Source organism: Gordonia humi (assembly GCF_014197435.1).
In the GTDB taxonomy this organism is placed as follows: domain Bacteria; phylum Actinomycetota; class Actinomycetes; order Mycobacteriales; family Mycobacteriaceae; genus Gordonia; species Gordonia humi.
Genome location: NZ_JACIFP010000001.1, coordinates 3,126,844 through 3,142,099 on the forward strand (window position 1 = coordinate 3,126,844; position 15,256 = coordinate 3,142,099).

At 67.1% G+C, this 15,256-nt stretch carries 14 protein-coding genes; 13 read left to right on the top strand and 1 reads right to left on the bottom strand.

Annotation, left to right across the window (positions count from 1 at the left end):
• Positions 1-119 precede the first annotated feature (119 nt).
• The 11 genes from BKA16_RS14350 to BKA16_RS14400 all read left to right on the top strand — a co-directional run bounded on the left by BKA16_RS14350 (position 120) and on the right by BKA16_RS14400 (position 11,757).
• On the top strand, positions 120-812 hold the full coding sequence (locus BKA16_RS14350; protein WP_183371322.1) for a 3-oxoacid CoA-transferase subunit A: 693 nt from the start codon (positions 120-122) through the stop codon (positions 810-812).
• Positions 809-1,450, top strand: coding sequence for a 3-oxoacid CoA-transferase subunit B (locus BKA16_RS14355; protein WP_183371323.1), 642 nt, complete (start codon positions 809-811; stop codon positions 1,448-1,450). The genes BKA16_RS14350 and BKA16_RS14355 overlap by 4 nt, the downstream gene beginning before the upstream one ends.
• A 60-nt stretch (positions 1,451-1,510) precedes the next feature.
• Positions 1,511-3,511 (top strand): 3-hydroxyacyl-CoA dehydrogenase NAD-binding domain-containing protein, encoded by a 2,001-nt coding sequence (locus tag BKA16_RS14360; protein ID WP_183371325.1) that lies wholly within the window; start codon positions 1,511-1,513, stop codon positions 3,509-3,511.
• Complete coding sequence (locus BKA16_RS14365) at positions 3,508-4,380, top strand: cyclase family protein (protein ID WP_183371327.1); 873 nt, start codon at positions 3,508-3,510, stop codon at positions 4,378-4,380. The genes BKA16_RS14360 and BKA16_RS14365 overlap by 4 nt, the downstream gene beginning before the upstream one ends.
• Positions 4,381-4,449: 69 nt before the next feature.
• Positions 4,450-4,962, top strand: a complete 513-nt coding sequence (gene accB / locus BKA16_RS14370; RefSeq protein WP_183371329.1) for an acetyl-CoA carboxylase biotin carboxyl carrier protein — start codon at positions 4,450-4,452, stop codon at positions 4,960-4,962.
• Positions 4,963-4,965: 3 nt separating this feature from the next.
• Positions 4,966-6,393, top strand: a complete 1,428-nt coding sequence (locus BKA16_RS14375; protein ID WP_343067429.1) for an acetyl-CoA carboxylase biotin carboxylase subunit — start codon at positions 4,966-4,968, stop codon at positions 6,391-6,393.
• Positions 6,390-7,856, top strand: a complete 1,467-nt coding sequence (locus BKA16_RS14380; RefSeq protein WP_183371331.1) for a carboxyltransferase — start codon at positions 6,390-6,392, stop codon at positions 7,854-7,856. The genes BKA16_RS14375 and BKA16_RS14380 overlap by 4 nt, the downstream gene beginning before the upstream one ends.
• Positions 7,853-8,698 carry an enoyl-CoA hydratase-related protein gene (locus BKA16_RS14385; protein WP_183371333.1) on the top strand — a complete coding sequence of 282 codons (846 nt, stop codon included), beginning with the start codon at positions 7,853-7,855 and terminating at the stop codon, positions 8,696-8,698. The genes BKA16_RS14380 and BKA16_RS14385 overlap by 4 nt, the downstream gene beginning before the upstream one ends.
• Positions 8,695-9,615, top strand: coding sequence for a cyclase family protein (locus tag BKA16_RS14390; RefSeq protein ID WP_183371335.1), 921 nt, complete (start codon positions 8,695-8,697; stop codon positions 9,613-9,615). Before BKA16_RS14385 ends, BKA16_RS14390 begins: the two co-directional genes overlap by 4 nt.
• 64 nt (positions 9,616-9,679) lie before the next feature.
• A complete protein-coding gene (locus BKA16_RS14395) occupies positions 9,680-10,819 on the top strand; it encodes an acyl-CoA dehydrogenase family protein (protein ID WP_183371337.1) in 1,140 nt (379 codons plus the stop codon).
• Complete coding sequence (locus tag BKA16_RS14400; RefSeq protein ID WP_183371339.1) at positions 10,816-11,757, top strand: acyl-CoA dehydrogenase family protein; 942 nt, start codon at positions 10,816-10,818, stop codon at positions 11,755-11,757. Before BKA16_RS14395 ends, BKA16_RS14400 begins: the two co-directional genes overlap by 4 nt.
• 347 nt (positions 11,758-12,104) lie before the next feature.
• On the opposite strand, the gene BKA16_RS14405 is transcribed toward BKA16_RS14400, so the two are convergent.
• The gene (locus BKA16_RS14405; RefSeq protein ID WP_183371341.1) at positions 12,105-12,467 is read right to left on the bottom strand and encodes an ArsR/SmtB family transcription factor; all 363 of its coding nucleotides are present in this window, start codon (positions 12,465-12,467) and stop codon (positions 12,105-12,107) included.
• Between the two features lie 96 nt (positions 12,468-12,563).
• Here BKA16_RS14405 and BKA16_RS14410 point away from each other — a divergent pair, with 96 nt between their 5' ends.
• Positions 12,564-14,531, top strand: coding sequence for a heavy metal translocating P-type ATPase (locus BKA16_RS14410; protein ID WP_183371343.1), 1,968 nt, complete (start codon positions 12,564-12,566; stop codon positions 14,529-14,531).
• Between the two features lie 126 nt (positions 14,532-14,657).
• Complete coding sequence (locus tag BKA16_RS14415) at positions 14,658-15,125, top strand: SRPBCC family protein (protein ID WP_183371345.1); 468 nt, start codon at positions 14,658-14,660, stop codon at positions 15,123-15,125.
• Positions 15,126-15,256 lie beyond the last annotated feature (131 nt).

Consider the following 15,256-nt stretch of genomic DNA (forward strand, 5'->3'; position numbering starts at 1 on the left):
CGCCGCACCCGCGTCCGATCCGATGAGGTGGCCCAGGGCACTTCGCCGACGGGGGAGCGGGGGTGCTCACTGGTGTGATATTCTACCGACCGGTTGATGGAAATTAGGAGGGCGCTTTCGTGAGCATTGACAAGGTCGTCGCGTCGGTCGGAGAGGCGATCGCCGGGATCGGCGACGGTGCAACACTGATGGTGAGTGGTTTCGGGCCGCCCGGTCAACCGACGGAGTTGATCGACGGCGTCCTGGAGAGCGGGGTCGGTGATCTGACGATCATCAACAACAATGCCGGTGCCGGCGGGCGAGCGATCTCGGATCTGTTCGCCGCCAAACGAGTTCGAAAGGTCATCTGTTCCTTCCCGAAGGCCATCGGATCGACTGTGTTCGACGACCTCTATCGAGCCGGTGAGATCGAACTGGAACTCGTGCCGCAGGGCACCCTCGCCGAGCGCATCCGCGCGGGCGGAGCGGGTATAAAGGGCTTCTTCACGCCGACCGCGTACGAGACCGAACTCGCCGAGGGCAAGGAGACCCGAGTCATCGACGGGACCCCGTGCGTGCTCGAGATGCCACTGCACGCCGATTTCGCACTCGTGCGCGCCGACACCGGTGACCGCTACGGCAACCTGACCTACCGGAAGACCGGCCGCAACTACGGGCCGCTGATGGCGGCGGCCGCGGACGTGACGATCGCGGAGATCGCGCATCTGGCCGATCCCGACGACATGGACGCCGAGACGATCGTGACCCCGGGCATCTACACCGACCGACTCTTCGTCGTCGACGGAGGCACCACCGAACAGGAGAAGTCATGAGTCGTTGGACGCGCGACGAACTCGCCGCCCGCATCGCTCTCGACATTCCCGACGGCGCGTACGTCAACCTCGGGATCGGCATGCCGACGATGGTGGCCGACCATGTGCCGGAGGGGCGCGAACTCGTGTTCCACACCGAGAACGGCATGCTGGGGATGGGGCCTGCCGCGGTGGGCGACCAGGTCGACGAGGACCTCATCAACGCGGGGAAGCTCTATGTCACGGAGTCGGTCGGCTGTTCGTACTTCCACCACGGCGACTCGTTCTCGATGATTCGCGGCGGCCACATCGAATACTGCGTCATCGGCGCGTACCAGGTCGGAGCCCGCGGCGACCTGGCCAACTGGCGCACCACGTCCGCCGACGTCATTCCGGGTGTCGGCGGGGCGATGGACCTCGCGGTCGGGGCCCGCAACGTCTACGTGAGCATGGACCTCTTCACCAAGACCGGAGAGTGCAAGCTCGTCGCGGACTGCTCCTACCCGCTGACGGCGCGGCGATGCGTCGACCGCGTGTACACCGATCATGGAGTGTTCGAACCGAACGGCACCGGATTCACCGTGATCGAGCTCAACGGCGCCGCGACCCTGGACGAGATCCAGGCGCGCTGCGTCGTTCCGCTCGTCTCGGCCGGCTGATCGTCGCCGACTGCGCCGACACCGCACCGTCGGCCTCACATCTTCTGGAAGGTTTCACCTATGAGTCTTGTGACGATCGAGCGGCTCGACGACGTCGCGGTGGTCCGGATCGACCATCCTCCGATCAATGCAGGCGACGCCGAGCAGCGGGCGGCTCTGCTCGCGGCGATCACCACGGTCAAGGGCTGGTCGGGACTCCGCGGCGTCGTGGTGACCACTGCGGGACGACACTTCTACGCGGGCTCGGAACTGCGGGAGTTCGACGCCCCGCTCACCGACCCTCAGCTGCCCGCGGTGATCGCCGCGGTCGAAGGGTTGGACGTCCCCGTGGTCGCGGCACTGCGCGGTCTCGCGCTGGGCGGCGGACTCGAGTTCGCGCTCGGCTGCGACGGGCGGATCGCCACCCCGAATGTCGAGCTTGCGTTCCCCGAAGTCGGCTTCGGCATCGTCCCGGGCGCGGGTGGGACAGTGCGCTGCGCGCGCCTGATCGGTGTCGAGGCCGCATTCGACCTGGTGACGACGGGCCGACGCGTCGCAGCGACGGAGGCGTGCGATCTGGGACTCGTAGACGAGATCGTCGACGACGGCGAGTTGCTCACGCGAGCACTCGCGGTGGCGGGTTCACTCGGTGCCAAGCGAAGACTCGTCGACGTCGACCCCGAGTCTGGCTTCGCCGACCGAGACGATCTCCTCGATCGGCTGCCGCGGCGGCATCGGCCGAACGTCCGCATCGCCGGTGAACTCGTCGTCGACGGCGTGTCGCTGCCCGCGGCGGAGGCGCTCGCCGCCGAGCGCGCACGATTCGACGAGCTCCGGGTGTCCGACGAGTCGAACAGCCTGCGCTACCTTTTCTTCGCCCGCCAGGCCGCAGCCAGGGCCCTGCGGTCGCGGTCTGCGGCCGTGCCGGTTCGGCGCGTCGCTGTGGTCGGAGCCGGAACCATGGGGGCGGGTCTGGCGCAGCTGTTCGCGGACAACGGCTACGGGACAGTCGTCGTCGACGGATCTGCGGACGCGCTGTCCCGGATCGCCGGCGACACCATCCAGACCTCGACGTCGCTGGCCGTGTGCGCCGACTGTGATGTCGTGATCGAGGCGGTCTTCGAGGACATGCAGGTGAAACACGATCTCCTCCGACAGTTGGACGGCATCGTCCGCACCGACGCGATCATCGCCACCAACACGTCATATCTGGACATCGACGAGATGAGCGCCGCGCTGTCGGATCCCGGTCGCTTCGCCGGACTCCACTTCTTCAACCCTCCGCAGCGCAATCGACTCGTGGAGGTCATTCCGGGGTCGTCGACCAGCGGACAGACTCGTTCTACACTCGGAGCCCTGGCGACGGCGCTCGGCAAGGCCGCGGTACCCAGCGGCGTCGGCGACGGATTCATCGGCAACCGGGTCTACTCCGACTACCGCACCCAGGCCGAGTTCCTCGTCGAGGACGGGGCGAGCCCCGCCGATGTCGATCGAGCCATGGAACGATTCGGCATGGCGATGGGGCCCTTCGCCGTCGCGGACATGTCGGGCCTCGACATCGCGTGGTCGCGGCGTAAGCGACTCGCGCCGACGCGCGACCCCCGACTCCGGTACGTCCCCGTCGCAGACCGACTGTGCGAGACGGGCCGGTTGGGTAAGAAGACGGGCGCCGGGTGGTACGCCTACCCGGACGGCGCGCGGCGCGGAGCGGAGGACCCGGTCGTCGCCGAACTGATCGAGCGGTGCCGGGCGGAGGCCGGAGTGACCCCGCGGACGGTCGACTCCGCAGAGATCCAGCGGCGCGTTCTCGGCGCGATGGTGGCGGGTGCGACGGCCGTGTTCGACAGCGGTGTCGCGGAACGCGCCGGTGACATCGACGTCGCTCTGACCGAGGGCTTCGCCTTCCCGAAGCACCTGGGCGGTCCGGTCAGGGCGTTCTCTCGGCTGACCCGAGACGACCAGCTGTCGGCGCTGGCCGGAGTCCACTCGTCGGACCCGGTCGCCTATGCGTCGCTGGCCGATGCGTCGGTCGGCGCGATGCCGGCACCCGTCGAACGTCTACTGAAAGGACTTGTGAAATGACCACCAACGACGGCGAGACCACCGTACCGACCCCGGCCGGTGCCAACTGGGGCGGCGGCGTCTGGGAGGGAGCGGTCTCCTGGCCCACGGCCTCGGACCGCGTCTACGACCTCGCGGTGCGGTTCGAGCACGGAATGACGCATCACGTTGCGCACCCTCCGTACTCGTACACGCTGGTCAAGAAGCACGGTCAGCACAACTATCCGGGCGGGATCTCGTCGGCGATGGAACTGCTGACGATTCCCGGCCACGGCGGCACGCACGTCGACGCGCCCGCACACATATCCAAGGACGGCCGCCTGTTCGGGGGCGCGCACGCGGACGATCACCAGACGTGGACCGACGGGATCGACGCCGGTTCCGTCGAGGAGCTCCCACCGCTGGTGGGCCCCGGCTTTCTGGTCGACGGCACCGAGCTGTTCGGCCGGGAGATGACGCACGAGGACGGTTTCGGAGCGGAGGAGCTCGACCGTTGGTTCGCCGAACGTCCGGCCCCCGGCCCGGGTTCGATCGTCCTGTTCCGCACCGGACTGATGCAGTACTGGACCGACCCTGAACGGTACCTCGGCACCGGAGTCGGGGTACCGGGAGTGAAGCAGTCCGGCGCACAATGGCTGACCGACCGCGGAGTGCGCGCCGTCGGAGCCGATACGGCGAGCTTCGAGCACAAGCCCGAATGGACCGTTCCGGCCCTCGACGTCCACGTGCATCTCCTCGTCGAGCACGGGGTGCCGATCATGGAATCGGTCCAGCTGGAGACGCTGGCCCGGGACGAGGTGTACGACGGATTCCACTTCGTCGCCGCCGCGCTGCGCATCAAGGGCGGCACCGGCTCGCCGATCCGGCCCCTGGCCTTCGTTCACACGTAAGCATTTGCGTGTGATCGCCTACACATCTAAACTTATTTCCACCAAACGAACGTTTGAAAGTGAGTTGTAATGGACGTCTCGCCCGCCGACATCAAACTGATCCTCTCGACGCTGCAGGATTCGGAGTTCGACCAGGCTGAAGTGGTGATCGGCGATGTGCGCATTGCGGTCGCCCGCAACGGAATCGCGCTCAATGCGGCCACCGCGGGCGCGCCGGCGACCCCCGCAGCCGTCGACCCCGTCGTGAACACGACCCCCGCGGCCCCGGTGGCTCCGGCGACGCCGGAACCGGTCGCTGCGGCGCAGGCACCCTCACCCGCACCCACGGTCTCCGAGTCGGCGCACACCGTCACGTCACCGAGCGTTGGCGTCTTCTGGCATGCGTCGTCCCCGGGGGCGGCGCCGTTCGTCGAAGTCGGTCAGGAGGTCTCCGCGGGCGACACCATCGGCATCGTCGAGGTGATGAAGTTGATGAACAACGTGGCCGCGGACGTCGACGGTGTGGTGACCTCGATCCACGTCGAGAACGCCGGATCCGTCGAATTCGGCACCCCGCTGGTCACCATCGAGCCGAGGGCCTGACCGGTGACCGAGAAGACCATCCGCCGTGTCCTCGTCGCCAACCGCGGCGAGATCGCGGTTCGCATCATTCGGGCGTGCTTCGACGAAGGCATCGAGAGCGTCCTCGCATGCTCGGCGGCCGACACCGAGACGCTGGCCGCGCGGCTGGCCGACCAGGTGATCGTCATCGGCCCCGCCGCCGCCACCGAGAGCTACCTCGACATCCCCCGCGTCGTGCAGGCGGCGATCTCGGCCGAATGCGACGCACTGCATCCCGGCTACGGATTCCTGTCGGAGCGCCCCGAACTGGTCGACGCGTGCGAAGCGAACGACATCGTCTACATCGGGCCGCCCGCCGAGATCATGCGGCAGTCCGGATCCAAACTCGGTGCGCGAGCAGTGGCCGACGAAGTCGGGATCCCCACCGGCGCGGGCTCCGGCGGACTGTCGAGCGCCGAGGACGCGGTCGCCGCGGCGCGCACACTCGGATTCCCCCTCTTGCTGAAGGCGTCCGCGGGCGGCGGTGGTCGAGGCATGACGATCCTGCGTTCCGAGGATCAGGTGACGGCGGGCTACCTCCGCTCGAGCGTCGAAGCGGAGCGCGCGTTCGGCGACGGCACCGTGTATCTCGAGCCCTACGTCGAGCGCGCCCGCCACGTCGAGGTGCAGATCCTCGCCGACTCGCACGGAAACATCTGCCACCTCGGCGAGCGTGACTGCTCGACGCAGCGCCGCTATCAGAAGATCATCGAGGAGGCTCCGGCGGTTGGCCTGCCCGCACGACTCGTCGACGAGATCCGGACGGCGGCGGTCGACCTCTGCAAAGGTCTCGGCTACGTGGGCGCAGGCACTGTCGAGTTCCTCGTCGACGCGGACAGGAACCGGTTCGTATTCCTTGAGGTCAACGCCCGCGTACAGGTGGAGCACCCGATCTCCGAGGCGGTCACCGGCATCGACATCGTCCGCGAGCAGCTGCGGATCGCCCGCGGGCTGCCGCTGTCCTTCACCCAGGCCGACGTCGCCATCGACGGACATGCCATCGAGTGCCGGCTCAATGCCGAAGACAGCAGGCGAGACTTCGCTCCGACACCGGGCACGATCACTCAGTGGACGGTGCCGAGCGGTGAGGGCGTACGCATCGACACCTTCGCCCACGCCGGCGCCGTGATCTCCCCGTGGTACGACTCGCTGATCGCCAAGGTGATCGTGCACGCGCCCACCCGGGAAGCGGCGATCGACCGGATGCGCAAGGTGCTGAGCAAGATTCACGCCGAGGGCGTCTCGACCACCGCCGACATCCACCAGGCGATCCTGGCGCATCCGGACTTCGCGGAGGCGCCGGTGACGACGAAGTGGCTCGAAGACGTGTTCCTCCCGGCATGGGAGACCGATTCCGAGTCACATCCCACCGGGACGTCGCGTAGACCTCATCGAGGAGGAGAGAACCAATGAACATCGATTTCGTCGAACAGAGTCTGCGGGACGGTCAGCAGAGTCTGTGGGGAATGCGACTGCGTGCCTACGAGGCCGCCGGCGCACTGCCATATCTCACGAACGCGGGTTACCGCACCATCGACCTCACCGGCGCGGGCATGTTCACCGTTCTCCTGCGTGAGTACGGCGACGACCCGTGGGCCACGCTCGACTTCCTCGTCGCCGGTCTGCGGGGGAACGAGCTCCGTTCCGGGCTGCGGACCCTGAGTTGCGTCGGCTTCGCGCCCACCCCCCAGGTGATCATGGACCTGTGGGTTCAGACCCTGGTCAAGCACGGCGCGACCAGCTTCTGGCTGTACGACTGCCTCTACGACATGGACCTGATGAAGCACATGGTGCAGGTCGTCAATGATGCAGGCGGACAGCCGGTTCCGGCGATCATGTACGGGCTCACCGACGTTCACGACGATGCGTACTTCGCCGACCGGGCAGCACAGATGGCGTCGTGGAACGGCGTCGAGTCGGTCTACCTCGAGGACGCCGCCGGTGTGCTCAAGCCCGAGCGCGCGCGCACCCTGCTACCCGCGGTCCGTGAGGCCACGGGGACCACTCCGCTCGAACTGCACTGCCACAACACGACGAACCTCGCCCAGCACAACTACATCGTCGGTGTCGAGAGCGGGTTCTCCCGACTGCACACCGCGTCGCGACCCATGGCCAACGGTCCGTCGCTGCCCTCGACCGAGGCGATGGTCGCGATCATCGAACACATGGGTCACACCCACGGGCTCGACACGTCGACCTTCGGTCCCGTCGCGGAGCACTTCGAGCAGGTGGCCCGTGACGCTGGGCGCGCGACCGGTGTGCCCGCCGAGTACGACCCGCGCATGTACGACCACCAGCTGCCGGGCGGGATGACCGGCACCCTGATCAATCAGCTGGAGCGACACGGGATGGGGCACCGTTTCCCGGAGGTCCTCGAAGCGATCCCGCAGGTCCGCGTCGACCTCGGGTCGCCGATCATGGCCACCCCGTTCTCGCAGTTCGTCGGCGTGCAGACCGTCCTCAACATCGTCACCGGCGATCCGTACTCGATGGTGTCGGACGAGGTGATCCACTACGTCCTCGGGCATTACGGCCCGGTGCCCGCTCCGGTGGCGCCGAACGTCCTCGACAAGATCCTGTCCAGTCCCCGCGCGGAGCAGTTGAAGAACTGGGAACGACCGGATCCCACCCTCGCGGAGATCCGCTCCAAGTTCGCGCCCGGCATCTCGGACGAGGAACTGCTGATCCGTTTCATGATGTCCGACGAGGAGGTGGACGCGATGCTGGCGAAGGGCCCGCTGCGGGTCGATCGGCGTCGCAGCACCAACAACATCGTCGAATCGGTGATCGACCTGCTCGACGATCCCGGAACGAGCAAGTCGTTCTCCGTCTCCACGCCGCATTTCAGCGTCAGTACCTCGAGGAGTGCACGATGAGCGACGAGCTGATCCAGGTCGAGATCGACGGTCACGTCACCTGGCTGACCCTCAACCGTCCCGACCGACTGAACGCCCTCAGTGACGACCTGCTCGAGCAACTCGGTGACGTCCTCGACGCCACCGTGAACACCGACGCTCGCGTCGTCGTGATCCGCGGCGCCGGTCGTGCCTTCTGCGCGGGCTACGACGTCGCTCCCGATTCGGCTGAAGTCGGTTACGCCGCCGAACGCACACCCGTCGAGGACCGCGACCGGCTTCTCGGCAACATCGAGCTGTTCACCCGCATCTGGCGACACCCGCAGCCCGTCATCGCCGCGGTGCACGGTCACTGCGTCGCCGGAGGTGCGCAGTTGGCGTCGATGTGCGACGTCACGATCGTCGCCGACGACGCGAACATCATGACCTCGCCCGCCCTGCCGCTGGGCGGCGGCTACCTGTCGCCGCTGTGGGTACATCGCGTCGGCGGTCAACGCGCGAAGCTGATGTCGATGGATGCGGGGCGACGCATCACCGGCGCGAAGGCCGCCGAGTGGGGCTGGGCCGCGGAAGCCGTGCCCGCGGACGAACTACACGACTTCGTCCGTCGTACCGCGCATTCGATCGCACGTACTCCCGGTCCGCTGCTGCGCTTGAAGAAGGAGGCGGTCAATCGCGCCGTCGAACTGGAGGGGCTGCTGACCTACGCCCGCACGGGTGCCGAGACCGACGCCCTCCTGCATCTGACACCGGAGGTCCGACACGTTCAGTCGCGGATCAAGGAGGTCGGCCTCAAGGCGGCGATCGTCGAGTTCAACGCCGATTTCGACGCCGAGTTCGGCAGCGTCCGGGGTGCGCGATGACCGCGGGGACCATGCCGTCCTACGACGAGCTGCCAGAACTGGCCGAACTCGGGGTGCGGCATTCGTGGGGTCTGCTTCCGCACGAGGCCGGCACCCTGGCGTTCATCGACGCCGACCAGGTCCGACGTGCCGCCGCGACCGTCACCGAAGGCCGCGCGATCGCGCTGAGCGAGCCGATCGCGACCTTCGATCAGCCGCTCTTCGAGCGCGACGCACTGACGCACTCCGTCGTCGAAGTCGGCCGCAACGAGCTCGAAGACGTCTTCGATCGGTTCAATCCCCAGGCGTACTCGCAGATCGACGGACTCGCGCACGTCCGCGCACGCGAGTTCGGCTTCTATGGCGGCCTCGTCGACGTCGACGAGGCCCGCGAACGTCTCGGCATGCACCACTGGGCGCAGCGCTCCATCTGCGGACGAGGAGTGCTCCTCGACGTGCACCGGTCCCGACAGGCCCGCGGCGAGGTCGACGATCCGACGTCCGGATCCGCGATTCTTCCCGACGAGCTCGACGCCGTCGCCCGGGAACAGGGCGTGGCGCTCGAGCGCGGCGACATCGTCCTCGTGCGCACCGGGTGGCTCGAAGCCTTCCGGGACCTGCCCGCCGGCTGTTCGGTCACCACATGGAACGGTCTGCACGCGGGCGAGGCGACCGCGGAGTTCCTGTGGAACTCCGGCGTCGCACTGCTCGGTGCGGACAACCCCGCCGTCGAAGACGCCCCCGGTTCTCGAGACGCGGGGTCGCTGCACAGAAGGCTCCTTCCGGGGCTCGGTCTGTCCTTGCTGGAACTCCTGCGCCTCGACGAGCTCGCGCAGGCGTGTGCCGATGCGCGGCGATGGGAATTCCTGTTCACCGCTGCACCGCTGCCGGTCCACGGTGCGGTCAGCTCGCCCGCCAACGCGGTCGCGATCCTCTGACCGCACGTGCCGGACGCCGTCCAGACCTTGCTATTTATATCAAACGATTATTTGGTGGAAATTCATGACTGTTCAGCCGCTTGACACTGAGCGTGACATCGAGAAGTTCGCCGCGGAAGCCCAAGAATGGCTCGAGACCGCGGTACCGGAACGATGGAAGAACGAACGTGGCTCGATGACGAGTCACGAGATGGACGAGCTCCGTCGGGAATGGGACTTCATCCTCTGGGAGGGCGGCTATTCGGGCCTGTCCATCCCGAAGGAGTACGGCGGCCAAGGACTCAGCCTGTCCGAGGAGATCATCTTCCACGTCCTCGCGGGCAGCGCGCAGGCGCCGGACGGCCTCGCCCGAGTCGGCAAGTCGCTCGTCACGCCGATGCTGATCAAGGGCGGGAGCGAGCGCCAGCGAGCCACCTACATTCCGTCGATCATGAACGGCACCGACGTGTGGTGCCAGGGCTTCTCCGAGCCCGAAGCCGGCTCCGACATGGCGAACATTCAGACTCGTGCCCGGCGGGTCGACGGCGGCTACCTGCTGACCGGAACCAAGACATGGACGTCGTTCGCGCAGCACGCCCGACGCTGCTTCGTCCTCGCACAGACTCAGCCCGAAGCGGGGCGGTATCGCAACCTGTCGATGCTGCTGGTCGACATGCGGGATCCGGGCGTATCCATCAGCGACATCCGCCAGATCTCCGGTGCCGTGCACTTCGCGGAAACGCGCTTCGACAACGTGTTCGTCGCCGACAGCGACCGGGTGGGCGACGACGGCGACGGCTGGGGCGTCGCGATGCGTGTGCTCGGCGACGAGCGCGGCGGAATCGAGACCGCGGCTCGCTACGTGGAGATTCGTTCCGACGTCGACGCACTCCTCGCCGTCCTGGGCGGCAACCCTCGCTATGCCGATCGGTTGCGGGACCTGGACATCCGCACTGAGCTGGTGCGCTGGCAGCTCGCGAAGATCGCCGACCTCGAGGCAGCGGGCGACGAGGCCCGCCTGGCCCGAGCGGGGGCGGTTCTGAAGCTCATGTGGAGCGAGCTGTGGCAGGACGTCACCCGTCTGGGTGTCGACCACGCCCCTGCGGCGGATCACCGGCACTGGACGTACCAGTACCTCGAGTCGCGCGCCGTCACCATCTACGGCGGTTCCAGCGAGATCCAACGCAACATTCTGTCCGAACGAGCGTTGGGTCTTCCCCGATGAGCACCGAACAGCAGGAGACGACTGTGCGATACGCGATGACCACGATGCCGACTGACTTCGGTCAGACCGGAGCCGAGGGAATCCGAGACCTGGTGAGGAGGGCGACCGCACAGGCGCCCATCGCGACCTACGCCGAGGATGCCGACTCGCTCATCTCCTGGGCCGCGATCGCCGGCGCGGGATGGGACTGCGCGGGCATCGTCGAAGACGGCGAGGGAGCGACGACGAGAGACCTGATCGAGATCGCGCGGGAGTGGGGCTACGGATGCATTCCGCAACCGCTGCTGCCGACGATGCTCGCCAAGCGGCTGTCTCCCGCCGCACGCGCGTCGAACGGGCCGGTGACCTTCGCCCTGGCCATGGACGGCGACAGCCTCATCCCGTTCGGTCAACTCGCCGATATCGCGCTGGTGACCGCGCTGGGCGGGGACGGCGGAGCACTGGTCCCGGTCGGGGAGGGCGACGACGACGGCCTCGATCTCATCGGTCGTGGCACGCGGACCACACAACCGGTGACCACGGCGATGACCGTCGACGCCGCGCGCGAGGTCGCGCTGGTTCTGGCCGCGGAGTCGCTCGGCGGTGCGGAACGCCTGCTGGCGGACTCGATCGAGTTCACCAAGCAGCGGACCCAGTTCAATCGGCCCGTCGGATCCTTCCAGTCGGTCAAGCACAAACTCGCGAATGCCGCGGTCGCTGTCGAATCCGCCGAGACGGCGCTGATCTGGGGATCGCAACGCCGCGAACACGCCTTCCGGTCGGCGGTGTTCGCGGTGGACCGCTGCATCGATGCGGCGGAGATCGCCGTGCAGATGCACGGCGGGCTGGGCTTCACCTGGGAGGCCGGTCTGCACTACCCGTTCCGCAAGTTCCTCAGCACGCACCGTGTGACCGACGAACTCCAACGGCGGTACGACGGAGGCGGGGACGACGCCTGACGTCGCCGAAGGCCGCGCTCACACGTAGGAGTCGGCGGCGGGCCCTGCCGGAATCCCTGGTACTCCGCGGTCGATAGAGGCCCATCGGGATGGTGCACGGCGGGCTGGCCTGCACCGTGGGTGGCCACACCTCGGTGAAGGGAGGTCACACTCGGTCAGCGTGAAGAACCGCGCTGGCCCTGGGCGACCGGGAACGCACAGAGAGAATGCGATCAGGGTTGGCACGCAAGATCGATCAGGAGACTCGTGAGGGTGGACCTGTCATGACCGGTCGACGCAGATCGACGCCGATGAACCAGCCGGCTCGTCGAACAGTGCACGGCGGGTCTGTACCAGAAAGCCCGGTGCTAGCCCGCCGTTCTGGGGCGATCAACGAGCCCGAGACGTAAGTGCTCGGAGTGATAGATCGCTTCGTCGAGGAGTTGCGCGACATGGTCGTCGTAGAGGCTGTAGGTGATCGACCGGCCGGCGCGAGTGCCCACGACGAGTCCGAGGTTGCGCAGCAGGCGAAGTTGATGGGACACCGCGGACTGTTCCAATCCAATCGCATCAGCGAGGTCGTTGACCGCCCGGGGACCCTGGCGCAGCTCGGTGAGGATCAGTAGTCGACTAGGCGTGGCCAGGGCCTGCAAGGTGGTGGCGACGTGCTCGGCTGCGTCCGAATCCAGCCGCCCCGAAGGCCGGTCGCGTCCCTCGACCCCATGTCCCATGCGCACGAGGATACCCCCACCATTACACATGAAGAGCTCTTCATATGTTCTGCTATTGTCGGCGTCGTACGGATGAGCGCGAGATGGAGGTGACCGATGTCGGCGTCGACCGTGCTCGACCACGGCGGAATAGCGAGCGCGCAGGGATCTGGGCGAGCACTGCGGATATGGTCGTTGTCCGAGATGCGTTGGGCAACTGCGGCGTTGGGCTTGTTCGTGCTCGGGCTAGCGACCCAACTGGCCGGCGGTCCTGCCTGGTCGTGGTGGACCTTCTATGTGGCCTGCTATGTGTGCGGCGGTTGGGAGCCGGGATTGGCAGGGCTGGTCGCACTGCGGGAGAAGACCCTTGACGTTGATCTGCTCATGGTCGCTGCGGCGATCGGGGCGGCGGCAATCGGACAGGTCACCGACGGCGCATTGCTGATCGTCATCTTCGCGACGTCCGGAGCACTGGAGGCATTCGCCACCGCCCGCACCGAGGACTCGGTGCGCAGCCTGTTGGACCTGGCGCCGGAGACTGCCACCCGTATCTGCGCCGACGGTGAGAGCCGAGTGCCCGCCGCGGAACTCGTGGTCGGCGACGTGGTGGTTGTGCGGCCGGGGGAGAGAGTTCCCGCTGATGCGACTGTCATCGGCGGAGCCGGCGAGGTCGATCAAGCCACAATCACCGGGGAACCTTTGCCGGTCGACAAGGCCGTTGGTGATGAAGTGTTCGCCGGCACACTCAACGGCACGGGAATGCTGCGTCTGCGTGTCGATCGCCGTGCCGAGGATTCAGTGGTGGCGCGGATCGCGGCGCTCGTCGACGAGGCCGGCCAGACCAAGGCAAGAACCCAGTTGTTCATCGAGAAGGTCGAACAGTGGTACTCGATCGGCATGGTGGTGGTGACCCTCGCTGTCTTCACGATTCCACTGCTGGTCGGAGAATCGCTGCAGCGAGCGCTGTTGCGAGCCATGACGTTCATGATCGTGGCCTCGCCCTGTGCGGTCGTCCTGGCGACGATGCCGCCGCTGCTGGCGGCGATCGCCAACGCCGGGCGGCACGGTGTGCTCGTCAAATCCGCCGTGGTGATGGAACGTCTCGGCACCATCACCCGAGTGGCGTTCGACAAGACCGGAACACTGACCCGAGGGACTCCTGAGCTCGCCGAGATCCGCAGCGTCAGCGACGACTACGACACAGACGAGACGTTGCGGCTCGCCGCAACTGCCGAGCACCCCAGCGAGCACCCACTCGCTCGGGCCATCGTGCGCGCTGCTCGTGATCGCGGGCTTCAGCTGCCGCTCGTCGACGACTTCACGGCCCGGCCCGGCCGTGGGGTGACAGCGTGCGCCGAGGGACGATCGATCGAGGTCTGCTCACCAAGCGCCCTGGCCGAGCCGTGTGCGGCCGACACCGCCGCAGCCAACGCGATAGTCGAATTTCATGCACGAGGACAGACCGTCGTCGTGATTCTCATCGACGCCCGACCGGCCGGAGTCGCGGCGATCCGGGACCAACCGCGCCGTGACGCTGCCGTCGCGGTCAGCGCCTGTGAGGCCGTTACCGGCACGGCACCGGTCGTGCTCACGGGAGACAGTGCGGTGACGGCCCGCCAGTTGGCCGCACAGGTGGGGATCACCGATGTCCGCGCCGGGCTGCTGCCTGACGATAAAGTCGGTGCCGTCCATGAGCTGCAGACCGCGGGTGCCGACGTGGCCGTCGTTGGCGACGGTATCAACGACGCACCGGCCCTCGCGGTCGCCGATGTTGGCATTGCGATGGGTGGCGCCGGATCCGACCTGACACTGCAGACCGCCGACGCGGTCGTGATCGGGGATGAGCTGACTTCCGTCCCCACGATCCTCGACCTGGCCCGGCGTGCGCGCCGGATCGTCATCGCGAACCTGATCATCGCGTCCGCCTTCATCGCCGTACTGGCCGTCTGGGACCTGGCGGGCGACTTGCCGCTGCCACTGGGCGTCGCCGGTCACGAAGGGTCCACCATCATCGTTGGACTCAACGGATTGCGACTCCTGCGACGCGCAGCCTGGCGCAAAGCGTCACCTGTTCGCTGTTCGTAACCGATCGTCCGATCCCCTCCTCACCGCCTGCGACACCGACTGGACGCTGATTGCCATGTCTCCGTACGAGACCGATGTGCGGTCCGACCGGTTGCCGATGTCGACGACTTCCGGCACGGTGGAGTCATGAGCGATTCGACGAGTGTCACAGTGGAACGAGTCATCGACGTACCTGTGAATCAGGTCTTCGACGTGCTCAGCAACCCGATGCGCCATCCGGCGCTCGACGGATCGGGGTTCGTCCGATCCGTAGATCACGCCGACCGAATCCACAATGTCGGCGAGGTCTTCACCATGAACATGGCGGGTCCGCACATGGGCGGGGAGTACAAAACCGACAACCATGTCACCGGGTACGCCAAGGACAAGCTCCTCGCGTGGCAGACGGCGCCCGCGGGCACCGAGCCTCCCGGTTGGGAGTGGGTATGGGAGCTCGAGTCGCAGGGCCCTGACAGCACGCTGGTGCGGCACACCTACGAGTGGTCCCGCGTCACAGACAAGGACCTCCTGGACAAGATCAAGTTCCCGCTGGTGAGCGAGGAACAGTTGGAGGACACACTGTCCCGGCTGGCCGCCGAGGCGGCGACGAACTGAGCCAGGCTGTCTCCGGCGGCGACACGATCCGCGCACCGGCAGTGCCGGTGTCTTCATCGACAGCCGTTCTCAGCTCGATGCTGATGCGGGCCGTTACGTGCATCCGGAAAGTGCCTGTCACCGCAGTTCGG

Bases quoted from the DNA above. Each gene is read 5' to 3' on its own strand.
- BKA16_RS14355 (WP_183371323.1), top strand. From the start codon at position 809: ATGAGTCGTTGGACGCGCGACGAACTCGCCGCCCGCATCGCTCTCGAC.
- BKA16_RS14360 (WP_183371325.1), top strand. From the start codon at position 1,511: ATGAGTCTTGTGACGATCGAGCGGCTCGACGACGTCGCGGTGGTCCGG.
- BKA16_RS14365 (WP_183371327.1), top strand. From the start codon at position 3,508: ATGACCACCAACGACGGCGAGACCACCGTACCGACCCCGGCCGGTGCC.
- accB (WP_183371329.1), top strand. From the start codon at position 4,450: ATGGACGTCTCGCCCGCCGACATCAAACTGATCCTCTCGACGCTGCAG.
- BKA16_RS14380 (WP_183371331.1), top strand. From the start codon at position 6,390: ATGAACATCGATTTCGTCGAACAGAGTCTGCGGGACGGTCAGCAGAGT.
- BKA16_RS14385 (WP_183371333.1), top strand. From the start codon at position 7,853: ATGAGCGACGAGCTGATCCAGGTCGAGATCGACGGTCACGTCACCTGG.
- BKA16_RS14390 (WP_183371335.1), top strand. From the start codon at position 8,695: ATGACCGCGGGGACCATGCCGTCCTACGACGAGCTGCCAGAACTGGCC.
- BKA16_RS14395 (WP_183371337.1), top strand. From the start codon at position 9,680: ATGACTGTTCAGCCGCTTGACACTGAGCGTGACATCGAGAAGTTCGCC.
- BKA16_RS14400 (WP_183371339.1), top strand. From the start codon at position 10,816: ATGAGCACCGAACAGCAGGAGACGACTGTGCGATACGCGATGACCACG.
- BKA16_RS14405 (WP_183371341.1), bottom strand. From the start codon at position 12,467: ATGGGACATGGGGTCGAGGGACGCGACCGGCCTTCGGGGCGGCTGGAT.
- BKA16_RS14410 (WP_183371343.1), top strand. From the start codon at position 12,564: ATGTCGGCGTCGACCGTGCTCGACCACGGCGGAATAGCGAGCGCGCAG.
- BKA16_RS14415 (WP_183371345.1), top strand. From the start codon at position 14,658: ATGAGCGATTCGACGAGTGTCACAGTGGAACGAGTCATCGACGTACCT.